Origin of the sequence: Paenibacillus profundus (assembly GCF_021369635.1) — a bacterium.
In the GTDB taxonomy this organism is placed as follows: Bacteria; Bacillota; Bacilli; order Paenibacillales; family Paenibacillaceae; genus Paenibacillus_B; species Paenibacillus_B profundus.
Genome location: NZ_JAJNBZ010000021.1, coordinates 22458 through 46064 on the forward strand (window position 1 = coordinate 22458; position 23607 = coordinate 46064).

At 38.9% G+C, this 23607-nt stretch carries 18 protein-coding genes and 1 pseudogene; 15 read left to right on the forward strand and 4 right to left on the reverse strand.

What is annotated here, in order from left to right:
* Positions 1–273: 273 nt before the first annotated feature.
* From LQV63_RS21075 to LQV63_RS21095, 5 genes are all read left to right on the forward strand, one after another.
* Positions 274–2808 carry an HD domain-containing protein gene (locus LQV63_RS21075; protein WP_233698180.1) on the forward strand — a complete coding sequence of 845 codons (2535 nt, stop codon included), beginning with the start codon at positions 274–276 and terminating at the stop codon, positions 2806–2808.
* 573 nt (positions 2809–3381) lie between these two features.
* Entirely contained in the window at positions 3382–4680 is a 1299-nt protein-coding gene (locus LQV63_RS21080) for a hypothetical protein (protein WP_233698181.1), read from the forward strand.
* Positions 4673–5308 carry a hypothetical protein gene (locus tag LQV63_RS21085; RefSeq protein ID WP_233698182.1) on the forward strand — a complete coding sequence of 212 codons (636 nt, stop codon included), beginning with the start codon at positions 4673–4675 and terminating at the stop codon, positions 5306–5308. The genes LQV63_RS21080 and LQV63_RS21085 overlap by 8 nt, the downstream gene beginning before the upstream one ends.
* Positions 5305–8181, forward strand: a complete 2877-nt coding sequence (locus LQV63_RS21090) for a coiled-coil domain-containing protein (protein WP_233698183.1) — start codon at positions 5305–5307, stop codon at positions 8179–8181. Before LQV63_RS21085 ends, LQV63_RS21090 begins: the two co-directional genes overlap by 4 nt.
* 38 nt (positions 8182–8219) lie before the next feature.
* Positions 8220–10094 carry a serine/threonine-protein kinase gene (locus LQV63_RS21095; RefSeq protein WP_233698184.1) on the forward strand — a complete coding sequence of 625 codons (1875 nt, stop codon included), beginning with the start codon at positions 8220–8222 and terminating at the stop codon, positions 10092–10094.
* Between the two features lie 277 nt (positions 10095–10371).
* Here the strand turns inward: LQV63_RS21095 and LQV63_RS21100 are convergent, their stop codons facing one another.
* On the reverse strand, positions 10372–11727 hold the full coding sequence (locus LQV63_RS21100) for a helix-turn-helix domain-containing protein (protein ID WP_233698185.1): 1356 nt from the start codon (positions 11725–11727) through the stop codon (positions 10372–10374).
* Between the two features lie 516 nt (positions 11728–12243).
* On the opposite strand from LQV63_RS21100, the gene LQV63_RS21105 reads away from it, so the two are divergent.
* A complete protein-coding gene (locus LQV63_RS21105; RefSeq protein WP_019420870.1) occupies positions 12244–12756 on the forward strand; it encodes a ferritin in 513 nt (170 codons plus the stop codon).
* Between the two features lie 211 nt (positions 12757–12967).
* Entirely contained in the window at positions 12968–13336 is a 369-nt protein-coding gene (locus LQV63_RS21110; RefSeq protein ID WP_233698186.1) for a DUF4180 domain-containing protein, read from the forward strand.
* A 91-nt stretch (positions 13337–13427) separates the two neighbouring features.
* Here the strand turns inward: LQV63_RS21110 and LQV63_RS21115 are convergent, their stop codons facing one another.
* Both LQV63_RS21115 and LQV63_RS21120 read right to left on the reverse strand, forming a co-directional pair.
* Complete coding sequence (locus LQV63_RS21115) at positions 13428–14015, reverse strand: TetR/AcrR family transcriptional regulator (RefSeq protein ID WP_233698187.1); 588 nt, start codon at positions 14013–14015, stop codon at positions 13428–13430.
* 62 nt (positions 14016–14077) lie between these two features.
* On the reverse strand, positions 14078–14701 hold the full coding sequence (locus LQV63_RS21120) for an HXXEE domain-containing protein (RefSeq protein ID WP_233698188.1): 624 nt from the start codon (positions 14699–14701) through the stop codon (positions 14078–14080).
* 256 nt (positions 14702–14957) lie between these two features.
* Here LQV63_RS21120 and LQV63_RS21125 point away from each other — a divergent pair, with 256 nt between their 5' ends.
* From LQV63_RS21125 to LQV63_RS21140, 4 genes and pseudogenes are all read left to right on the forward strand, one after another.
* Positions 14958–16226, forward strand: a complete 1269-nt coding sequence (locus LQV63_RS21125; protein WP_233698189.1) for a DEAD/DEAH box helicase — start codon at positions 14958–14960, stop codon at positions 16224–16226.
* A 64-nt stretch (positions 16227–16290) separates the two neighbouring features.
* Entirely contained in the window at positions 16291–16578 is a 288-nt protein-coding gene (locus tag LQV63_RS21130; RefSeq protein ID WP_019420875.1) for a hypothetical protein, read from the forward strand.
* Positions 16579–16842: 264 nt separating this feature from the next.
* Positions 16843–17046, forward strand: a complete 204-nt coding sequence (locus tag LQV63_RS21135; RefSeq protein ID WP_233698190.1) for a hypothetical protein — start codon at positions 16843–16845, stop codon at positions 17044–17046.
* Between the two features lie 15 nt (positions 17047–17061).
* Positions 17062–17718 (forward strand): annotated as a pseudogene (locus LQV63_RS21140) (Abi family protein); the annotation flags it as partial.
* 384 nt (positions 17719–18102) lie between these two features.
* Here LQV63_RS21140 and pgtP read toward each other — a convergent pair.
* The gene (pgtP, locus tag LQV63_RS21145; RefSeq protein WP_233698192.1) at positions 18103–19482 is read right to left on the reverse strand and encodes a phosphoglycerate transporter PgtP; all 1380 of its coding nucleotides are present in this window, start codon (positions 19480–19482) and stop codon (positions 18103–18105) included.
* Between the two features lie 408 nt (positions 19483–19890).
* Here pgtP and LQV63_RS21150 point away from each other — a divergent pair, with 408 nt between their 5' ends.
* From LQV63_RS21150 to LQV63_RS21165, 4 genes are all read left to right on the forward strand, one after another.
* Positions 19891–20811 (forward strand): substrate-binding domain-containing protein, encoded by a 921-nt coding sequence (locus LQV63_RS21150; RefSeq protein ID WP_233698193.1) that lies wholly within the window; start codon positions 19891–19893, stop codon positions 20809–20811.
* Entirely contained in the window at positions 20808–22268 is a 1461-nt protein-coding gene (locus LQV63_RS21155; protein ID WP_233698194.1) for an ATP-binding protein, read from the forward strand. Before LQV63_RS21150 ends, LQV63_RS21155 begins: the two co-directional genes overlap by 4 nt.
* A complete protein-coding gene (locus LQV63_RS21160) occupies positions 22237–22905 on the forward strand; it encodes a response regulator transcription factor (protein WP_019420880.1) in 669 nt (222 codons plus the stop codon). Before LQV63_RS21155 ends, LQV63_RS21160 begins: the two co-directional genes overlap by 32 nt.
* Before the next feature lie 159 nt (positions 22906–23064).
* On the forward strand, positions 23065–23562 hold the full coding sequence (locus LQV63_RS21165; RefSeq protein ID WP_233698195.1) for a hypothetical protein: 498 nt from the start codon (positions 23065–23067) through the stop codon (positions 23560–23562).
* The last annotated feature ends 45 nt before the right edge of the window (positions 23563–23607 follow it).

Genomic DNA, 23607 nt, shown 5'->3' on the forward strand with positions numbered 1-23607 from the left:
AAACCTTGATTTGAATTGGACTTCTGCGATACTAAATATATAGTTATTGGAACATATGAATAATGAGTAGATAAAGTAAAAAAATGAGGTAAATTTATTCTCTTTATTTTGAAATATATATTTCAGAGGGGAGATATTCTTCTTATTCCTCTAGTGTAGGATAAGCAGATATACACCACTAAAATGCTATGTAACTAATAAGTATTGAGATTGTCTTACGTGTGGGATATTTATGACTATATGTTGTATAAAAAAGATTAGGAGTATGACGAAATGAATTATAAAAATAATCATAACAGTTTAATTGATTTTGAGTTTGAGTCAAACCCTCCGAAGTTATTGAAAAGTTTAAAATCAGATAACGAAGAATTTTATTCAGGAGTTTTAAATGTCTATAAAAAAACAAAAGATTTATTAAATATTAGAGTATCACAAGTGTTCAAAGATTACACTTTACATAATGTGAATCATTCTTTACGAATAATGTATCATATAGAGAAACTGATACCAGATTTGGATGCACTAAGCGGTCTTGAAAAAGCATTACTAATATGTTCAGCACTATTACATGATATTGGTATGTCAGCAACAGAAGAAGAAATAAATAAGATTAAAAATAATGAACTCGAATACAAGGGCCTATCTTACCGAGTAATACTGAAAAAATATTCAGGCGATCACGAAACGGCAATACAAGAACTTTTAAGGATAGTTCATGCAGACCGATCCTATGACTATATTATGGAGAAGCTAAAAGATGATCTTACTATACCAAATATGAATGTTAGTTACGCAGAGGATGTTGCAATTATTTGTAAGTCTCATACTAAAGATAGAACTTGGATAGAGAATAACGTTAAAGAAGTTGGAAAAAAAGGTAGTTATGATTATAACTCTAAATTTTGCTCAATATTATTAAGATTAGGTGATATCCTTGACTTTGATGTTAACAGAACACCTTATAAACTGTATGAAAGCTTATCTCTAAGTGGAATAAGTAAGAAAGAATGGGAACAACATTTTGTTATTCATAATTTCGATAAAGTAATTAATGATCCAGATTCAGAACTAAAGTATATTCAGTTTTTCGGAACAAGTACAAATTCGTTGATTCATAGAAAAATCCTAATTTATTTCGATTGGATTAATGATGAAATCGAATTAGCTAATGATATTACATGTGCTTTTGAGAAAAGATATAAACTGAATATATATCATAATGTTAAAAACAATATAACATCTGAAGGATACAGTATTGCAGACTTGAGATATACTGTTAATTTTAAACAAGTAACTAATTTACTTATGGGTGAACAAATATATAGTGATAAGAAAATGGGGCTGAGAGAGGTAATACAAAACTCAATCGATGCTTGTATAGTAAGAAAAGAAATAATAGAGAGAACAGCAAATCTGTGGGATGATAAATTTATAGCTCATATTTCAATAATAATAAGTGAAAAAGATCAGGAAGTCAAAGTAATCGATAACGGCATTGGGATGTCTCTTGCAGTAATTAAAAAATATTTTTTGAATGTTGGAGTGTCATACTATAGGTCAGATGATTACTTAATGCAAGATCTTAAGTATCAACCGATAGGAAACTATGGAATCGGATTTTTATCATGTTTCATGCTTTCTAGAATTGTGAAAATAAAAACGAGATACTATAACGATTCCAATATATATGAACTTGAACTTTCAAAAAATGATGAATATGTATCTATTAAAAATCTTAATGAGCAATTTAACTTTTTCGGTACTGAGATAACATTTAATTTCAATGAATTCATGGAGGTTTTTGGATATGAAATTAGTTCGATTAAAGAGTTTTTGGAAAAGTGTTTTTTAACGGATGAGATTTTATTTACTATAATCAATAAAGATGATAGATCACAGATGTATATAGAAAATCAACTGTACAATAGTGAGGATGCTAGTAGTAATGAAATTGTTATCGAACTTTCAGATTACTTATACGGTGTTCACGGTAAAGTAACGTTAAAAAAACCTTCTGTAATATTTAAGAATAATATCGATTCTCTTCCGTACTATGGAGATTCGTATTTTTTTGACGGTAATACCCTTGAACCATTAGATAAAAATATTTATCAACTCGCTCACGATGGTATGATTGGAATAATAAATATTCCTCTTATTAATGATTATTATGAATTTGAGAAAAGAAATGAAGTTCTTGATGATGTTGAAGCAGCAGTTGAAGATTATATTATAAAAAACTCCACTGACTACCTGTCTATATTTTCTGACTATAACTTATATCTAAAAGCTACTTCAGGAGTTATAGAAAGTGGTGATGAAATCTTTGATGGATTAGATTTTGATGTTCTAATAGAATATGGTCAAGATGGAGATGCTAGCACAATTGTCGAGAAAACAACAGTGTATGTATTTGATTCTCCTAAAATGGACAAATACCTAATTCTAGAAAGAGTGAACTCACAGAGATTTCTAAATTTGTGTGAGTTGTATATTAAAAATGTACTGATAAGTAGTTTTGATTTTAAAGTTGATTACTTTATAAAAGATTTAATTGCAAAGCCATTTAGAGTGAATGTGGATAGAAAAATAATTCCTAATATTTCTCGTGATAACATCTCGAAAAATGATGAAAATATCATCAGTTCTTCAATTTATCAAGCAATTTGCCTTGGTTTTTTAGATTATTTAAGAGATCACTATGTTGAAAAAGAGTTGCTCAAAAACTATATAAAAAAACATCATAATTATAAGAGTAATTTTTTGAGAGAAGAATATAATTGTATGCTTGATGAGATTAATATATAAGACGATTAAAATTTACAATAAATGCTAAACGAAAACAAAAAGCGCCTTTTAATGAGTGCAATGAGGGAGATTAACCGCTTACGTGTTCTATGGCGTATAAGCCCATATCCTATGTTAATAATGGAAAATAATATATAATAGTGGAAAGTAACAAGGATAGTGGTCGTCAGAATCGTCTTCTGACACCCTATCCTTGTTTATTACCTCGGTAGATATATCTTTTGACGTTTATGAAGAAAAATCCCCCTATTTAACTGAGGATAGGGATGCAAACAAATTGTAATCGTTTAAGAAAAGTAAAAACCAATCTACAGCAGGAATTTGCAAAAAACGATTTAGTTGTTGATATTCATCGTTCCCCTATCAGATATTTCACAATACGTATTCAAATTTATAACCAATTGAATATCAATATTAGGTGATATGTAGTTTTATTATTTGGACTTATTATTGGAGATTGAAATGTATTGCATTGTTCGCTATATGAGAAAGAGATATAATCATTTTATTGGCAAAGTATGGATGGTTAAAAAATACAAAAATTCCTGAGGCACAACAAAAAGGGGGATTCCTATGGAAGAAACTCTGATAAAAAATCATGATAGTGGTCCCGTGATGAGTGATTCCGATGATCACAATCTTGAAGCAGCAGTAAGCGATTATAATTTGTCTCATAAAGATATTGCTATGGTCAAAAAAATAGAAAAACATCTAAAATTATTTGACATTTTTAGACTGAGAAGTCCTAAATTGATAACACTTATTTTAGCAGGAGCCAAGACATTAGCCAGTGAAGCAGGGCGATTTTCGATGGACGAAGCTCAAAAATATTTAGGCTATATGAGTAAGAGAACCAGAGATAGAGTGATCAAAGAACTAAAGGATAAAGGTTGGATTGTATTTGACGGATTTGAATATGAGGTTCCGGGAAAGGTAAGATCCTTCTTATCGTCCATGTTTTTATCTTTTGCCAAGGAAAATCTATCTATGGAAGAACAGATTAAAACAACCGTCATGCTCGCTGAATTTGTCGATGAATTTAATATGGACGAAGAGCAGACGGAGCTCATTAAAAATATTGGATTCCGAGAACTGGCGGTTTGGAGAGATTATCTGGAACGTGTAATTCAGAAAAATTCACGCCGTGAAATATTAGAAATGGGCAAACAAATTCAAGGGATTGTAGAGGTTATTAAAAACACGCAGAGCACGCTCAAAAGCAACCGAAATGTTATTGCTATAGAAAAATACGATGAATTTTATGATATTACAAGCAATATTCTAGTTTTGGCTACGCAAATCCTTTCATTGGCCATTCAATTTCAAAGAGAGAACCAAAAAGGACTAGGTGAATTTATTTCTCCAGAAATGATAGAAGCAGCTATCCAAGACGCACCTAAAGAAGTTTTAGCAAGGTTCTCCGAAAAAAACTTTTCAGTTCCAAAGCAAGTTTACCAACTACGAGAAGAAATCATAGATAGCAGGACAAGAGCATTTTTTGAAAATGAAAAAGATGAATTTATAGCAACACCTCCCCCCGTACCAGTGGATATTATTGAAGAAGAGGTATTCTTTGAGAACTTTCATAATCCAATGGAACTTTTTTATCAAGAAATTGTGCTGAAGATGATATCAAAAGATCAAGCACCTATTGATGAATTACTCTTCCAAGATATCAATAGCTTTGGTCAGGCCATGTATAAAACTGGTCAGCTTCTCAAACTATCCAGAGAAGTAAAAAACAATGAAGAACTAAATATTAAGAAAAAAGAAGTGTTTGATCTTAAAGTTAACGATGTATATAAGGAATTAAAAGAAGGCCCAGTTGAACTAGTCACGGAGTGTTATATAAGGAGAAATCACAATGGATGACACTAATCAATTTACTATTAATCCGGAAGCTCAAAGAATATGTTCCATGTTCCATTTTGGTTGGGCTTCCAAAAAGGAAATAGGGCAAATTGAAAGGAATATCAAGTTATTTAAAGATGTTCAATTTTATTTTTCTTTAGTGGGTTATGATATTTTCAACCCGCCCGGGACGGATTGGTATGTCCTTCGATTAAAAAAAGAGTATGACTCTGCTGCATTCGATTACTTTTATAAGAGAGTTAAAGGGATAGATAGGAGACATATGGCGTTACTTACCATATTGTTTGCGAAGTTGGTTCTACCTAAAAAACTCGGTCATGTTGAACCTGAACATGAATTGAGCATGACGATTGATGAGATTATTTATAGCTACGGAGCGAAGTTTCAGCAAGGAAAGCAAAATATAAAAAAGACTATTGAATCTTTACTAGCAGCTCTAAAAAAACACCATTATATCCTTTTGGAAAAAGGAAGATCGAAAATAACAGCTGGTCCTGCCATGTATATGCTGCATAGCGATATGCTTATGGATATTTGCGACTATGTGATCCAGGGTCTAACTGAAAGTTTAAGCACCAATAATCTATTGAAGGAAGAGAGTGCTGCAAGTAAGGAGGAACTGGAATGATTAAAGACTTTTCAACTGTATTTTGGGGACACCTTCCTATGACTAAAGAACCGTATAAGGCTCATGAAAAGGTGAATGCATTTGTTGGCCCATCCGGTCATGGGAAAACTACAATATGGGATGGACTTCGATTGATGTTGGGAGCAAGTCATTTCGAAAGCAAAAGGACTTTTTCATTTTATGTACAGAAGAGTAACTGGGCTGTGGTAAGGGTTGCATTTAACAATTTTTCGGTTAATGGCATTCGTCCCTTCGAACCAGTTAGAAAATTTAAAGAAGAAGTTACTGCATGTTGCAGGATTTACAAAAACGATCAAAAATCATGGTCTAGAGACTACTATTTATTTGATGGTAAATTTTATGATCTGGCTGATCTTCAATTAAACAGTAAAGCCTATAGTGAAGCGTACTTAAATGTAAGTGAATATCTTCATATATTAGAGGAGTGCCTTGGAGTTACAAAAGAATTTCGTAACCTGATGGCAATGAATCCCGATAACGTTAGAGAAGTTGTGAATTCCTCACCACACGAGCTTTTTGATCTAGTCTTTAATTTAAAAGGGACGAAGGATTACAAAAAACGTTACGATGAGAGCAAACAAAGATTGGGCGTTCAAGAGCTAGCAATTGAGCAGGCAGAGGAAGAAATGGATCAAGCCAAAAATAGGTTTGAAGTAACAAGCCAAAAAGCAGAAAAATTTCGACTATATCAAGAAAAAGAAATAGAAGTCGAACGGACTGAAATTATATTAAAAAAACTTGAATACTTTGAATTTCAGGAAGAATTGAAGTCAACAAAAGAGGAAATGGATCGAGTCGAAAAAACAGGGAGGTTTGAGTCAGATAAAGTAAATGAGATAACTGTAAAATTTAATGTAAAACAAAAAGAGATTGAACAATTGATTTTAGAATCCGATAGACTGGGCGATATCGAGGAGCAAGCAAACCAAGATATTACACAGTATACAGTTGACAAAGCACGGATTGATACCCAAATTGAAGAAATAGATGAGCAAATTAATTGCCTTAAACAAATTGAACCTCAAAATGTTGATTACTTAAATGAACTGAAAGAAATGTTAACAGCGGATCTAGAGCAGACGAAGTTAGATTATTCTCAAGTAAAGACTGAACTCGTTCATTTGAAAAGGAAATTTTCTGATTTAGAAAAGAATCTCGTTCCTTATAAAGAGGAGGCTAAGAAGTTCAGGCAGACTCTTGTGGAAAATCATATTCCATTTATTATGCTTGCCGATGCTATCAGTGTGAAACCGGAGATGAAAAGTTGGCAAAAAGCGATCGAATCCTATATTGGTAATAATCGATATCGGATAATTGTGGAACCTGACAATTATCTTTCTGCTAAAAAAATTCAACAAGAGATTCGATATGGTGCCCGTGTTTCTTTACCTAAAAAAGAAAAGGTACTGTCAATAAGAAAAAATGTTTCTTATCCAAGCATTCGCTCTGCAATCAATATTAGTCACCGAGAAAAGGTGGAAGGATATATGGGGCGATTAAATAATGTATATCTAGTTGAAACGGTAGAAGAAGGTCATGACCTTCAAGCTAAAGGTATAGAAAGCATTACACTTGAAGGACTACTTCAGGATGAAGATGGTGCAATTCATTTAAAGTATCATACCTTATGTTGTGGGAAATTAGCAATTGATGAAGAGATAAAGGAAACTAAGGAATTACTGAACGAGAAAGAAAAAATAGTAAATGAACTTGAAGATAGTATCAGTAAACAAGAGAGTGAATTAGGGGAAGTTAACAGTGCAATTAACAATCAAAAGTTGTTGGCAAGACTACCTGATCTGGAAAATTCGTATCATCTTTTACGGGAGGAATCAACCAAATTATCAGTATTAATTGATGATACGACAAAGGAAAAGGACAAGGTAAAACATGAACTGGTAGAAAACCGAAATAAAGAACGAAAAATTGGAGCAGTACAATCAGGGTTAGCTGAAGAAAGGGCTCGGTCATTACAAAAAGCGGAAGATCTTTTGAAACAACATACTGATTTACATGAAAAATTTAGTTATCTTACATCTATTACAGAACAGGCATTGACCGAAGTACAAGCACTGGGACTAAGTGACGATGAGATCGAGTTTATTTCATATGATGTACAAGGAAGTGCCTTTAGGAACCAACAAGGAGATCTGTTTACTTCCAAGGAATTGCAAAATCGTTTAAATGAGCTCCTCGAAGAGAAAAGAAAACTTTATGATAATTCGGTAAGTGAAGAAATTGTTCGACTAGTCGAGGCACAGCAAGGTCAAGTGGAGTTACTAGCACAAAACCTTCGAAACTTAAAGGAAGATAGAGATAAGCTAGAACGTACTTGCGATGATTTACTGTATCAATTTCGAAATCATATTAAAGAAATTATGAAAAATTATATTACAGAATTCGAAAATTTAGCGGACTTACTAAAGGCTTCGGCCAAAGGTAGGTTAGTAGAAGTAACTCCAGAACCAGAAACTTGGGAAATTCAACTGTTTATTGGTTACGATGGGAAGGAACCTGTTGCAGTTGATGGCCCACACCTTAGTTCAGGTCAGAAGGCCTGCACTAGTCTAATGATTTTATTGGCAGCTTTAAGTGATAACCAAAAAGGAACAACAACGCCAATTATGTTTTTGGATGAGCCAAAGGCTCGGGTTGATGATGAGCGTGGCAATGAAATCGGCCAACTTTTGCAAGTCACAAATATCCAGTATTTTATTACACACCAACAGGGTGAATCCTTAAAAACGATCGATTGGATCGACCATGCATTCACTTGTAGTGCCTCTGAGCCCGGAAAAGAATTTGCCCACCCGCTCATATTGAAAAAACGTGCGAGTAGAAGTCATTGGTAAGTGATAAAAAGAGGGAGTAAAAGAGGTGATGGGCGGAGATGTTCCAACACGCCATTTTTAAAATCGACGAACACCATGTTGGATTGGAAGTAAATACAGTGTATAAAGAGTATCGTTATCCTGTTGAAATGTTGGCATGTGGACAAAAATATGATGGAATAGAGACTACTTTAAATAAACCGCATGGAAAAAAGATAATCATGGAGTTTGTTATTAATCTACTTTTAAAAGGCCCAAAACAATATAAGCCATTCGTTAATCAAATCCTTCAAAGATACACGTGGCTCGAGTTAAATGATGTTTTAGAGATACTTTTATTAGATGGTGTCATACAAATTATATTTAAAAATCAAAATCCTCGAAAAATGGTTAATTGGCTACCTAAAACTATTCAACTTGACCCAAGAGCGATGGGAAATTTGTTGGGAAATTCTCCAGACTATAAATTAGAACTTTCAAAATTAAAAGATACAGTAGTGCGCTTGGTAACAGGAAGCCAAAGTTCAATAAGAAAAAATTTATTGAGATGGGTTGAAGAAGAAGAGATTAAGAATCAATCAGGCACTGTAGTTGTGGATTGCAAATCATTTAAAAAATATAAATCAATACTTCTCACTGTAGCTTACTATATTCATTTAAAGGAGACAGGAAGAAAATTACCTTTACGTTATATATCGAATCAAGTTTGGAATAAGCCTAAATTGTTAAGCCTATACAAGAATGATTCTGCTCTTTTAGCAGGTATACCTTTGAATGAATTGGAATCAGTACTTCTTCCGGATATTAATAGTTCTTTATATGCACCACTTATATTAATATCGCCAGTGGAGAAACTACAGAAATTAATTACCGAATTGTCTGACATATTAGAATCAGATATAAAAAAACCAGAATTATTGATTTGCCTAAATAAAACAGATTATTGTACCCAAAACATTCTTGAAATAATTGCAGATGATAACAGTGTTACAGATAATTATTTGAAACTTTACGATGTTTTGAAAAATGATCTTGTTGAAGGAAACTATCGCAAAGCTAGATTGACCATCATAAATGATTTAGAGCCTTCAATCAAGGTTCTAAAAAAACAATTATTGAAGATAGAGCGTATGAGACAGCAATTTGAATTGATTGCTCTAGAGGAAATAGGGAGTGGATCTTTTGCTAGAGTGTATAAAGTATTTGATCCAGAATACAAAAAAATTGTGGCTTGCAAAGTTCTTTTTCCAAGAAGCCACTTTAAACAGGTTTATGGGAATGATGGAGACGAATATATAATCCGTTTTAAGCGAGAAGTAAAGCTGCTAAATGAAAAGTTACAGCACAACAACATTGTAGAAGTGGAGAAACTTCAACTTGAAGGAGCCCCTTTTTGGTTTACTATGCCATTAGCAAGCTATTCTTTAGAAAAGTGGGTCAAAGAGAATGGTGGAGCTTCAGAGGAGCAGCGTATTCAAATTTTTAAACAAATCATATCAGGCGTTAAGTACTTACATGAAGAAAACAGGTATCATCGAGATTTAGCCCCAAATAACATTCTATTATATGACATGGATAATGGTCCGGTAGTTAAGATCGCTGATTTTGGATTGGCAAAAGATCCGGAATCAATGTCATTTTTTACTGGCTTATCCAAAAGAGGATATGGACAAGAGAATTTTACTGATCCAGAACAGTTAAATAATCTCGCTAAGTCCACTAATTTGTCTGATATCTATTCACTTGGAGCTTTATTGTACTATTTATTAAGCGGCAAACTCCCTAAAAAAAGAAAGTATGTCCCTGTTACGTATCAAAATGTAGTTATGAGAGCTATGGATACTCGGAAAAACCGGTATCAGACAATATGTGAATTTGAAAATGACTTTAATAAGTATTTAAAACAAACTGGAGAACTCAGACATATTACTTGACCTTTGATTTTATCTAAAACTACTCTTACACACCTTCTGTAAGAAGAATTGTCAAAGTATTTTACAGACTCATATAAGGCGATAGCGACTCTTGAACTCAAGGGTCGCTATCAGTTATGTCTATGAGGATTATGTGTTTTTAGTAATTCCATCGCTGCCCAACGGATTCCATCCCGATCCGATGTCACTACTCAGTGGAGACCATCCTGTTCCTATGTTGCTCACTTGCCACCCTGACCCAATATTGTCACCCAATGGTGACCATCCCGAACCTATGTTATCCAGACTCGTTCCCAAAGACGCTCCGGTAGAACCGAACAAGAAAAGAGCCATGGACATCGTGATTAATGCTTTTTTCATCTGAATCCACCTCATTTAGTAGAATATTTGTAAACCGATTCTTGTGCTCTGGTGTAGCATGCAGTTCATATTCTTGAAAGGTAATGACAGCCGTTCCTACATACTGCATATTTTTGAGTGTGAGAGCCAATTCCAAGGATAGGGCATTATATTCAAACCCTAAATCATGATGAGCCGTTTTCAAATAATACTGTGCTAATGCTTGTGTGAGACGTAATTTATGTTTTAAGTGGAAAGGGTCTTTCCTGGATAATAAATCGTCGACGTTAGATTTGTATTTCTCCAGATACTGAGCAGCATCATGGAATGCATCATTGCTGACATAGCTCTCCAACGCAATAGGGAGTACCAGAAGTACTTGGTCACCCTTCAGGAGGCTCATAAGCTCCTCGATAGGTTCCGTTTGCTTCATCTCAATGTAGATGTAGAGTTCGTTGCATCTGGCTAGCCGAACGTAATGGTCACCGTACACGGCATACTGCTGAGTGATTTTTAATGCACCTTCAAAGTTTTTCATTCCCATTAATGCAACTGACTCATACAACCAGCCTTCTGCCACATAATCATCTTGCCCTTCTTCAAATGCAATATTTCGTAACTCTTTTGCATAGAGGAGGAGTTTTGACCAGTTCTCTACTACATTATAGAACGTCAGGATACGGTAATACGCATCGAGTCTTAACTTATCTGGCAGTATTGGCAAATATTCAATCAGTTGACACAATGCTTCGTTCCCTGCTCCGCTTGTATCCAAATCTCTCAATATGAGAAACCTTCTGTAGTATGAGAGGGCTATTTTTTCGCTTCGGCTGTATCCGTTGCGGACGATGATGTCATAGAAAGGGAGTGAGTAGTTGCGCTTGGTTGATTGGAAGATGCGTTCGGCTATTTTGAAGGTGGTGTCGATCATTTTGGAACGATTGGTTTCTTCGTAGAGGAGTTGTACAAGTTGTTTGACAAGGTCATATTTTTCAACTTCGATGCAGTGGAGGATAAAATCGCTTGTCTTGTCAGGCCGTAATCGTCCCATTTCATTGCAGCATTCCCCTATAAATTCTTCATAGAATGAATGCTTCGGTAATCCGAATGCTTGATTAATGGCATGGAGCTGAGGCAACATAAGCGACTGCTTATTGTTAAAAATATAGCTAATTGATGAACTGTCTATGCATGAAGCCTCTGCTAATTCCTTTTGCTTCCACCCCCTTAAGTTCAGTTCCTCTTGTAACCTGTGGCGGAGTTCCATCGGAGCTACATGAAGATTACTTGTCATTTTGTATCCTCCTCATACAGTAATTCATCATTAACACCCAAAATCCTTCCTTTATTTCTATATTATTGAAATATCCTTTTGCCTTTAAGTATACTTTAAGATGGTGTAAATACCGAATTGACATCTGGTTGAATTATGACACTACTTTTGTCGAATTTTGGAGAAGGCATGATATATGTTTCTGACAGTTTAGCAATGGCTATTGAGGCAATGCGGGGCATATAATCGATATGGTTGATAGTATACAGTCTGTATACAGATTGTTTTTATTTCCTTTCTAGGAAAATCTATGGCGAATTCAGAGTGACATCTAAGCTATGGATCTACATTGTCTTTAGCCTGTCCCCCTTTACATCTCCGCTCATTTCCAACATACTGAGAATAGAAGGAAGCATGTCTGTACAGGATAAAGAATGATGCCAGTTGGGCAGTGCACCGTAAGGCCGCGCTAGTTCCTTGTACAAGCGGTATGAGCTTACCTTTCATCTAGACAAGCTATTAAGGGAGAGTGATCCGATGTTAAGTGAGAAGCTGCTCGCGAAGTTGAACGATCAAATGAATTATGAATTTTATTCTTCCCAGGTGTACCTGGCTATGGCGGCTTATTGTTCGTCGGAGAGCTTTGATGGGTTTGCGAACTTTTTCATCGTGCAGGCGGAAGAAGAGAAGTTCCATGGAATGAAAATATTCCACTTCATTAATACACTGGGCAAACGTGCCGTTGTTAGCGGCATGGAGCACCCTCAGAATGAATACAGCTCATTGCTGGACGCTTTCGAGCATTCCTATGCGCATGAGCAAACCGTGACGAAGCGTATTTATGAATTGTCCGATATTGCGTGGAATGAGCGCGAGCATGCGACAATTAACTTCCTCAAGTGGTTTATTGATGAGCAAGTGGAGGAGGAAGCCACCTTCGACAGCATCATCCAGAAGCTGCGCCGCATTGATAATGACAGCAACGCCTTCTATATGCTTGATTCCGAGCTGGCCAAACGCACCTTCACGCCGCCGGCAGGCGAAGCCTAATCCATTCAGCAACTCAGAAGCTGTTTTCCCCCGAGCGTGCATGAGGGAAAGCAGCTTTTTTGGTGGCCCGCAAACAGGTGTAGAACGTTGCCTCAGTCAGGTGTCGAATTGGTGGACGCAAATGATTACTGGCCGCTGCTTCAATCTTAGTGCTAATCACTATTGTTATACCTGCAACGAACAAATCACTTGGAAAGGGATGTGAGGAGAAATGGAGATCAACATGAATGAGCAGAATGGTTCTAAAGTAGCCGTCATTTCAAGCGATAGCGTAATAATAAACAACGTCAACGACGCCCTGGATCTAATGGCCAATGTTCGATATAACGGCTGCGACAAAATGCTGGTAAGGAAAGAGCATCTTACAGAAGATTTTTTTGAGCTCAAAACAAAACTTGCCGGTGAAATTTTGCAGAAATATACGAACTATCACATCATCATTGCGATCGTGGGTGAATTTGAATCTTATCACAGCAAAAGTCTGAATGACTTTATCTATGAATGCAACCAGGGAACACGAGTGTTTTTTAAGAAGACGGAAGCTGAAGCTTTAGAAGCACTTCATAGCGTAGATGTATAACAGTAGTTTTAGTGCAATTCAGTCATGGTATATCTAGAAAACACAGTAGAGCGGGTTTACAATAGTTGCTCACAATCTATCTATGGAGCGATTATCGTTGGCCCGCTTTATTCACGACATTCCCATACATGACAGTTGACAGCACCATGTCAAAAACATCGGAGAACCGGTAACTATGGTGTGCCAAAAATTCAGTGGAGGTTAACTCTTCAATAGAAGCAAATATGATGTAGGCCACAACCTGTTGATCAATCTCTTGGCGAAATACCCCCTGCCGCCCTCCATCCTCCAGTATTTTCACCAGATGATGGATAATGACCTCTTTACGGAGGCGTGTAAACTTGTCATGCAGAACCGCTACGCTCTCTTTGATATCCTCCAGTGCAGACCTCTCTATGGCGCTTAATCGCTGCGTCATCAACGTCATAAAAGTACGAAGCTTCTGTAAGGGATCGAGCTCGCTTGCGCTTAGTTCAGAAATATCATGTTTAATCTCTTGGAACATGTTTTCAATTACAATCTCAAGCAGGTCATATTTGGATGCATAATACCGGTACAATGTGGCTTTGCTCATGCCAATGCCTTTCACCAGATCATCGACAGAGACGGCTGAATAGCCATATTGGAAAAACAGAGATGTTGCATGCTTGAGGATCTTATCTTCTGTCTTTTTGCTCATATTGCATTCCTTCCTGATGATAGAGGGTAATTGGCCGTAACCAGCACTTCGATAGCTTCATTCTAAACAAGTGCCCAAATTAATGCAATTGGCAGTAAGACAACGTAGGGGATGATAAGCTTTAGCGTAACGCTCCATGTGCCTGTCAGCCGTCTGAGGAACAGCGGCGCAAGAATCCAATACAACTGCGCGGTGTAGAGTCCCGGAAAGTATTTACCGAAGTAGATGCTCCATGTTGTATGGGCGATTGCATTGCCTAAAGCTCCGTATGCAATGAAGAAGAGTGCCGGAATGAGAAGGAAAGGCAGACGTTTAACAAAGGCTAGTATAGCGGTGACCGTAAACAAGGAATAGGAGATCATATTGAGCAGTAAAAAGAAAGGAACGGAGTAGGCCTCTCCCCCATAAATAGCAGGAAATTGACTGGAGAAGCCAGTTATAAATTCTTCGGAAAAATGAATAAACTGCCATGACAGTATTCCGAAGTAAAGCGGGAGAATGCTCAGCGGTTCGCTTAAAGCCCAGCCTCTTCGATATAAGGTTAGAAATATAGCAAATGCAAATAGAACCCCGATAACAAACGTCACAATCAATTCATAACCCGAGCTCAGATAGGTAAATAAACAAACCATAAACAAAGAAAGGAAGGAACCGATCATACAATCTTTTTTTGTAATGTTGCCCATGTTACAACCTCCATTCCGTAATAATGAAACTCATGATACTTAAATAGTTTCATAGTATCATTATATCGTTGGATTCAAACGGTTGTCAATAATAACCAGATCCAGCGCTATGGAGCGGGCTATGCCCGCTTTTCTTTTGTATTCATTTGTGCTATCCTAGTATGTTAGGATATAAGGAAACGATTTGTGGAGATGCTGCAAGAGAAGTTAAAAGGTACGTTGATAAGATTAAATATATTTAAAATTAAGGAGACACATGACATTTAAAGAATTGAATATTATACCCGCGATTTTAAATGCTTTAAGTAAAGAGAACTATAATACGCCAACACCCATACAGGAACAGGCGATCCCAGCTGTGTTAGCCGGCAGAGATTTACTTGGCTGCGCTCAGACGGGAACAGGGAAGACGGCCGCGTTTGCTGTACCGATTGTCCAACTATTAAGCAAACAGCACAGCAGACCCAATTCAAAACGCCGTATTCGCTCATTGATTTTAACACCGACAAGAGAACTTGCTCTTCAGATTTCTGATAATATTCAAGCGTTCAGTCAATACACCGATTTGCATTGCACTGCTATCGTTGGTGGCGTTTCACAAAAAGTACAGGAACGGTCGCTAAATCAAGGTGCGGATATTATTATTGCAACTCCAGGCAGACTCATCGATTTGATGAATCAGAAGAGTATCGATTTACAATATGTCAAAATATTAGTACTGGATGAAGCCGACAGCATGTTGGATATGGGTTTTATCCATGATGTGAAGAAAATCATCACAAAAATGCCCAGCAAGAGACAAACTCTTTTCTTCTCAGCTACGATGCCGCCGGAAATATCTAAAATGGTCAAAACGCTGCTGGTTAATCCAGTGAAAGTAGAAATCACGCCGGTGTCTTCTACTGTCGATAGGATAAAGCAATCTATTTATTTGGTAGATAAGGAGAACAAACAAAAGCAATTGAATTATCTTTTAAAAGATAACTCCATTGCTTCGGCACTAGTGTTTACCCGTACCAAGCATGGCGCTGACCGCGTTGTGCGTGAACTGACTAAAGTGAAAATTTCCGCTCAGGCCATTCATGGAAATAAATCTCAAAATGCCCGCCAGATTGCATTGAGCAATTTTAAGAATGGCGTAACGCGAGTGTTGGTAGCGACGGATATCGCAGCGAGAGGAATTGATATTGAGGAGCTTTCTCATGTGATCAATTTCAACCTCCCTAATATTCCAGAAACCTACGTTCATCGAATTGGCCGAACTGGTAGAGCAGGACTGAGCGGGATCGCTATCTCCCTTTGCGAAATTGAAGAAATACCGTATCTCAAAGATATTGAGAAATTGATCGGAAAGACCATTCATGAAGTGAAGGATCATCCTTATCCGATGCTGCGTACAACTCAGACTTTAAAGGCGGAAGGCTCATCGACATCAGCAATCTTAAAACCTGCCAGATCCAAGGCGAACCCTATGCTCAAGCCTAAGTCGAAGTGGTTCAAAAAAGGAAGTAAAACAAGCAAATAACATTGCTTGAATTCATAAAAATAAATCTAGGAGTGGTAATCTGAGAAAGCACAAGAAGAAGCCAATGTCATTTGACGAACTGTTGAAGGAATTGCAAGGCCAGAGAACGATTGAAGAAGATTCGAGTCATATTTCATTAGACGAGTTGTTCAATGAATCATTCATGGTTAAGCATTCCAACTTTAAAAGTTTTGGAGAGTTTTTAGAGAAAGGCAACTTTCAAGTAAAGACGCGAGAAGATATCAATAACATTCCTGACGAACTTTTTGATCGGCATGTTGCAAGAGAGACGGGGTTTGCGAATTGGAAATCCATGCTGAATACAGCGACTATGGATTATGCCAGTAAATAATGAATATAAGAAAGAAGCTGATTTAAGGATGCCGATTCAGGCTTGACCTTAGCTTAGCTATAATCAGGTGTTTGCTTTACGGCACATGTGGAGCGCGCGGTGCGTTGTTGGTAGTGCAGAGCATTTACCTGATTGTATCTCCTTAAATGTTCCACTCGTACATTGACTATAGTCAACATCTTTAGTAAGATTAAGTCAACAGTTCCCACCACGCCTCTTAACAATGCGTACCAAGGTGGGCCTTTTTATTTGCGGAGGGAATTTATGGAACATTTTCCTGCTCAGTCTGTCAAGCCCCCGGCAACATATGAACAACAATTAAATATTCTCAAAAGCCGTGGACTCAATGTTAATAATGAGGATATGGCCGTTCGTACTTTGCAACGAATCAATTATTACCGGTTAAGCGCATACGGATTAAGTCTCAAGCATGATGATAAATATCATATCGACACAACTTTCGAATAGCTACTCGCTTTATACGAGTTTGATCGTCGATTTCGCTACATCCTTATGGAAGTGGTTGAGCAAGTGGGAATTTCTTCCCGTACTCATATTTCATACTACATCGCTCATACATACGGTGCTTTGGGACATTTAGAACAGGAACATTTTAGAAATCATGAAGCGCTTCTGATTGAACTCGAAAAAGAGATAAAGCGTTCTCAGGAGATATTCATAAAACATCATATTGAGAAGGATGAAGGGAAAATACCCGTCTGGGTAGCTATTGAAGTTCTTTCGTTCGGAGCGCTCTCTAAACTTTTTTCCAATATGAAACGTGATGATCAGAATCACATTGCGAAAAGTAATTATCGTCGAGCCCCTGTTATTTACCTCGAAAGCTGGCTTAAGTGTTTGTCCTATATTCGCAATATATGTGCTCATTACGGTCGATTGTATAACCGACCACTTACAAGCAAACCGAGACTCGATCGGAAATCAAAACAGCTGGGAATTGAACAAGGAAAAATTTTTGCACACTTATACGCATTAAAGGAACTCATTCCTGATCGAAATAAGTGGACAGATTTCGTAACTCGCTTAGAAGCATTGCTCACTGAGTACAAAGACGTGATTGAATTAGAACGAATCGGATTCCCTGAGGACTGGGAATCCATCCTGATGATGAGGGGATAATCCTGGAATGGTTGCGACAATTACTCATGTCATTATCAATCCAAATCCGTCAAATCATTGACCATAATGAACCAACAACCCATCGATCGTGAACAAGATAATAGTTGCTAGAAATGTTCCAATCGCAACAGAGCGCTTTTTTTGGATTCAGCTCCTCAACACTCCCAACCATCCAGTCTAAAGTGCTAACCTCATCCTACAACAAATACAATGAGTCGTATGATTCTCAAGTTGGAAGAAGCTCCTACTGAAGTATTTATAAATCGTTCGGCATGACTTCGTTCTTTCTGATTATGGAATGAATACTTGTGAACTGTAACCCGCAGGGGCACTCTTTTCTCTTTTTACAGTGTCCATCCTGCGGGCCATGTGCTTGCTCAGAGTTCAGGCCGTTTTAGATGATTCCAAAGCTGCTTGTTTCTTGTTGCGTTCCAGCTCTTTTACCCCCATATGGGCCAGTATGCAGAAAATAACGCAGCAGACAACAGCAGTCAATAGTACATAGAAGCCGCCATTCCAGCCCACCTTGTCAACCATTACGCCAAAGAGGGTAGTACCTAAAGACGCACCCAGAATGTAGCTCATGAAGCCGCGCAAGCCAACCGCAGACCCTACGGCGAATGGCGGCACAACCTCCAAAGTCTGCACGGAAGCCAAAAATTGCGGGACGTAAATCAAACAACCGATAATGGCGGCGAAGATAGTAGTGCCAAGTAAAGTGCCGCTCTGCCAGTAACCAATAATGCAGAAGAAAATCAACACCATAGCAATGATAGCCGGTGGCATGCGGTATCCCTTGAAAAACCTGTCCGAAAGGTAACCAACCAAGAGCGTAGAAGGAATAGCTGCCCACTCAAAAAATAAAAAGGCAACGCTCATTTCGGCTTTGCTGAAATGTTTTACACTCAACAGATAAATGGGCAACCAACTTATAATGCCAAAACGAACCATGTACACGAAAACGTCTACAAAGGAAACAAACCATGCATTTTTATTGAACAATACATAATTTTTGAAGATTTGCCAGACCGTCATATCTTCTGGCGGTTTGGAATCGGCCTTTTGTTGCATAGCCGGGTCCGATTCGTCCTTGACGATTTCGTTCAACGGGGGCAAGCCTTCGCTTACCGGGGAGCCTTTGGTCAGGGCTAATACGACCATGGCAAACACGATAGCGACTGCTGCCGGCACCTGGTAGCTTGCCGCTTGCCAGTGCTCGGAGCCAAGCATAGCGAAGCCGACACCAACGATAGGCGCTACGATTCCGCCGCCCAGATTATGCGAGATGTTCCAGATGGCGCCGACAACGCCTCTCTGCTTGCGCGGGAACCAGTTCGCGATGGTAATGAAGCTAGGCCCGACTCCCATTCCTTGAAAAATTCCGTTCAGGATAACGAGCGCGGCAAACATCCAGAATGCCGTAGTGAATCCCATCATAATATTGACCAGTCCGCACATGAGCAAGCCAAGCGCCATATACCTTTTCGGATCGGCTTTATCCGCCAGACTGCTCATGAGGCCCTTGCTGACTCCGTAAGCAATGAGCAGACAACTGCTTAATAGCCCGACTTCTGTAGCGCTAAGATGGAGCTGCTCCTTCAGATAAGGAGTGGATAATGCAAAATTATTGCGGACAATATAATAGGCCATATAACCGAAAAACACACCTAATAAAGACTGCAGCCGGAAGAGCTTATAGGTTTTTTGAACATGTTCCGGCGCTATTTTTGTAGTAGCGGTTTTAGGCTTTAAAAATGAAATCATACCATCATCCTCGATTCTTAGCTGTTAATGAACACATTTGTAGTAACGGCAACTGCTTCTAATGCCGGTTTCATGATAGTGCTTTCAAAATAGTGATTCCAAAAAAATCCTAATGTCATCATGACCTCCCCGCTTTTTGATGATCGTGTTCCTCACCTTTTTATTATCGTGCCAGTTCAACCTGCAAAACTATCAGCAAAGTTCTGATTTTTTGTAGGATAAAGAGGAGGTGTTGTCAGAAAAATTCCTATAGAAGATGTAAAGATGATGAGCAATATCGTGAAAATGCTGAAAATGGCTTAGTTTATAGAGGATGCATCCAGTTTCATGCTATACTTGGGGATGCGAAATGCGACCCAGAGTGCAGATGCCTTCTGCGGGAATCTCTTGCGAAGAATGGAGTAAATCATGCTCAGGCTGCCGAGGATACTGCTTATTATTCTGCTTGCCGTACTTGTGTCAGGATGTTCCAACAGTCGTTCAAGTTATCACATTGTTTTTTCCGAGCCGGACGATGCCCCTGTCGATTCTCAAGATGGAACACCATCCCCGGTGCGTGTGGCCATTTCAAGCGTGCTGTCACCGAGCGAGACGATTAAGCACTACAGAACAATTGCCGATTATGTAGGGGAGAAGCTTAACAGACCTGCTATTCTCATTCAGCGCAAGAGCTACAACGAGATAAGCATGTTAATGATGAATGGCGGCGCTGACATCGCTTTGCTGTCGTCAGGCGCGTATCTAACCTACAAGCAAGTTGAGGGGCTTGAAGCGATTGCGATGCAGGAGCGAATGGGAGTTCCGTATTATTACGGTTATCTTGTCGTAAATCATGACAGCAACTGTACAGATATTAACGATTTAAGAGGAAAAAGCATCGCGATTACCGACCCCTTCAGTTATTCCAGCTATATTTTTGTGAGCGAAAGGCTGGCTGAATTCGATGAAACGCCAGAGCATTTCTTTGGCCGCTATGTGTACACGTATAATCATGAAAGCTCGCTTAAAGCCGTCATAGACAGGGTTGTCGACGCCGCAGCCGTGAATAGCTTGGTCTACGAACAAGCCAAGCTGAAAGATCCTGAATTAGCCGACACTTTGCGAATAATCGCCAAATCAGAACCGGCAGGCACCGGTCCGGTGGTAATCAGCAGCAGCTTACCGGATGAAGACAAGAACATCATTAAAGAGTTGTTTTTGTCCATGCACGAGCAAGCAGCCATACAACCAGCGCTGCAGGGTTTGTTTATTGACCGGTTTGTCCCTTTTGACCCGCAATTCTATGATACCGCTTACAGTAAAAGGTTCTATAAACGAGGCCGCCTATGAGATGGATGAGCAAGCTTCGGATCAATCAGAAAATATTTGGAACCATCTTCGTTGCGCTGCTCTTTCTTGCCTCTGTCTTAGGGTGGATCATTTGGGATTCGCTTACGAACATGATGGCTGAAGAGCTTAAAAAACGCGGCGCCAATATTGCGTATAATATCGCGGCCTTGTGCTCCGACTATATCCTTACGGATGATCAATTTTCGATTCATCTGCTTATCTCCCAGGCACAAAAGGCGAATGAGGACGTTCGCTATATCCTGATAATCGATAGCAATAACGGGCTTGTGGGGGATACGTTCTCCGGCAATCTGCCGAAGGGGATATTAAGCGCGCATACTCCCGATGGTCTGGATGGCCAGCAAGTTGCGGCACTAACTTCAGATGAAGGGACTATCCACGATATCCTTGTCCCCATCGAGGGGGGAGATGTAGGATTCGTTCGCGTTGGCATGGCGGAAACAGCCGCTCAAACCTATATTTTTAGTAAGATTGGTGAGTTGATTTTTGCAACATTATTGGTTTGCATAGGCACAGCCGGAATTACTTATTATGTTACTCGGTTTATCACGAAACCGATCAATAACTTGGTTGCTGTTGCAACAGGCATATCAGCCGGGAAGTTGTCCTTGCGGGCTAAAGTCGTGAGTAACGATGAAGTGGGGAAGCTAGCGCAGGCTTTTAATGAAATGGCTGACAACTTGATTAGCTCCAACACCGAAGTAGAAATGCTGTTGAAGGAGCTGCAAGATAAAGAGCGGCTTCGCGACACGTTGATCTTGAAGCTATTATCCGCTCAAGAAGATGAGCGAAAAAGAATCTCCCGCGAACTTCATGATGAAACAAGCCAAGCTCTTACTTCACTAATGGTTACCATGCGTGTGCTGGCTAATGAAGCGAAAGATGCCGAGCAGCAGGAGCTGCTTCATACCAGCCGGGAGATTGCAGCGAGTATTTTGCGGGAAATTAGAGATTTAGCGGTAGAATTAAGACCGCCTATTTTAGATGATATGGGATTAATTCCGGCAATCAAGAAATATGTGCAAAAGTTTGAAGAGAAGCACGATATTGCAGTGAATCTATTCGCCCCCGAAGATGATATCGTCATTGATAGTCATACTGCTGTAGCCTTGTACCGAATTCTTCAAGAAAGCTTGACGAATGTAGTCAAGCATACAGCAGCGACCCAGATTGAGATTACGATGGGAATCGCAGATCATTGCATACAACTAACTATCCATGATAACGGTCACGGTATCCGGCCGGAAGATTTTGAAAGGGCTCGCCAGCAAAATCGGATCGGAATATACGGTATGAAGGAAAGAGCCGAGCTGCTTGGCGGTTCATTCTTTGTCAAAACTACGAGTGTCGGCGGGACCGAACTTAGGGTGTCTATCCCGCTAGAGCTGGAAAAAGGGTGCAGTGATGGAACAGACAATAACAATCATGCTAGTTGATGACCACGCTTTGCTGCGGGCGGGCTTGAAGCTGCTGCTGCAGAAAAAACCATCCTTGGAAGTTGTAGGCGAAGCCGCCGATGGAATTGAAGCCCTTCGGCTTTACGAAGAAGTAAGACCTCATATTTTAATACTCGACATCAGTATGCCGCGCTTAGACGGCATTCAGGTTCTCAGAGAAATCAAATTGCGTCATGAGCAAGCGAAAGTCATCGTGCTCACCATGCATGAAGATGAAGATTACATCACTTCAATCATGCAAGCAGGGGCATCGGGCTACATTCCTAAGGCGGCAGTAGATGAAGAATTGTACACAGCCATTGATTCCGTTATGAACGGATACGTATACCTTCGGCCGCAAGAAACTCGGACCTTGCTTTCATCGATGCTCAAAAAAACGCCAAGAGAAGCAGAATCGCGGAATCCTTACGTGATTTTAAGTCCGCGCGAGCGCGAGGTGCTGCGGTTTCTTGCGAGAGGATATACGCTAGTTGAGACAGCTCAGGAATTAACAGTAAGCATCAAAACGGTTGATACTCATAAGACGAGAATGATGAATAAACTGAATGTTTCTAGAAAAAGCGAACTTGTTGAATATGCGATGAAATATAAACTTATAAATGACGGACAAGCATAATGCGCCCATCTCTTTCGAACGTATTTCTAAATATTTCGTTAGATGTATATAGGTCAAAAGACGTGAAAATAAAATGAAGACGGTGAAGGAGGATTTTGGTAGCTCGTGTCGAATGGTTCAATATACCTATAAACACGCAGCTGAAGGGAGTCAAAAGAAGTGCAACGTACAACCGGAACGAGACTAAATCCGCCGAACAAGACATCTGCCTACCAAGGCAATAAAACGGGCAGCGGTCAAACAAGGGTGGCTGGTTCTCAAATAAACAGAGTGTCAGGCGCTCAAGCGGCAGGAGCGAGAAAACACGGTGATGGCACAAGGAACGAACATACTATTGTTTGTCGGAAATGTAAGTCACCGCAAATTGTAGCCAACAAAAGAGGATATAGCTTTGCCAACTTTTTTAAAACCTTAGGCTGGATGGCATTGCTTCCCCTCTTGATAATAATATTGGGCATGGTTGTAGTAAATGCAATCATGTGGAAAACAGACTTGCCGATAAATGACGGGCTAATAAGCTTAATTAGTGTTATTTGTTATCTTTCATTAAGCTTGTCATTACCTGTCAGTATCCTTGTTGGGTTCGTCGGAAGAGGTGAAATCGTAAACGGCTGTATGAATTGCGGTTTTAAGTGGACACCTGGTAAGAGAAAGTAAAAGTAACGGAAACAACCCGGCTGACTTCATCGTCTTGGCCGGGTT

Bases quoted from the DNA above. Each gene is read 5' to 3' on its own strand.
- LQV63_RS21075 (WP_233698180.1), top strand. From the start codon at position 274: ATGAATTATAAAAATAATCATAACAGTTTAATTGATTTTGAGTTTGAG.
- LQV63_RS21080 (WP_233698181.1), top strand. From the start codon at position 3,382: ATGGAAGAAACTCTGATAAAAAATCATGATAGTGGTCCCGTGATGAGT.
- LQV63_RS21085 (WP_233698182.1), top strand. From the start codon at position 4,673: ATGGATGACACTAATCAATTTACTATTAATCCGGAAGCTCAAAGAATA.
- LQV63_RS21090 (WP_233698183.1), top strand. From the start codon at position 5,305: ATGATTAAAGACTTTTCAACTGTATTTTGGGGACACCTTCCTATGACT.
- LQV63_RS21095 (WP_233698184.1), top strand. From the start codon at position 8,220: ATGTTCCAACACGCCATTTTTAAAATCGACGAACACCATGTTGGATTG.
- LQV63_RS21100 (WP_233698185.1), bottom strand. From the start codon at position 11,727: ATGACAAGTAATCTTCATGTAGCTCCGATGGAACTCCGCCACAGGTTA.
- LQV63_RS21105 (WP_019420870.1), top strand. From the start codon at position 12,244: ATGTTAAGTGAGAAGCTGCTCGCGAAGTTGAACGATCAAATGAATTAT.
- LQV63_RS21110 (WP_233698186.1), top strand. From the start codon at position 12,968: ATGGAGATCAACATGAATGAGCAGAATGGTTCTAAAGTAGCCGTCATT.
- LQV63_RS21115 (WP_233698187.1), bottom strand. From the start codon at position 14,015: ATGAGCAAAAAGACAGAAGATAAGATCCTCAAGCATGCAACATCTCTG.
- LQV63_RS21120 (WP_233698188.1), bottom strand. From the start codon at position 14,701: ATGGGCAACATTACAAAAAAAGATTGTATGATCGGTTCCTTCCTTTCT.
- LQV63_RS21125 (WP_233698189.1), top strand. From the start codon at position 14,958: ATGACATTTAAAGAATTGAATATTATACCCGCGATTTTAAATGCTTTA.
- LQV63_RS21130 (WP_019420875.1), top strand. From the start codon at position 16,291: ATGTCATTTGACGAACTGTTGAAGGAATTGCAAGGCCAGAGAACGATT.
- LQV63_RS21135 (WP_233698190.1), top strand. From the start codon at position 16,843: ATGGAACATTTTCCTGCTCAGTCTGTCAAGCCCCCGGCAACATATGAA.
- pgtP (WP_233698192.1), bottom strand. From the start codon at position 19,482: ATGATTTCATTTTTAAAGCCTAAAACCGCTACTACAAAAATAGCGCCG.
- LQV63_RS21150 (WP_233698193.1), top strand. From the start codon at position 19,891: ATGCTCAGGCTGCCGAGGATACTGCTTATTATTCTGCTTGCCGTACTT.
- LQV63_RS21155 (WP_233698194.1), top strand. From the start codon at position 20,808: ATGAGATGGATGAGCAAGCTTCGGATCAATCAGAAAATATTTGGAACC.
- LQV63_RS21160 (WP_019420880.1), top strand. From the start codon at position 22,237: ATGGAACAGACAATAACAATCATGCTAGTTGATGACCACGCTTTGCTG.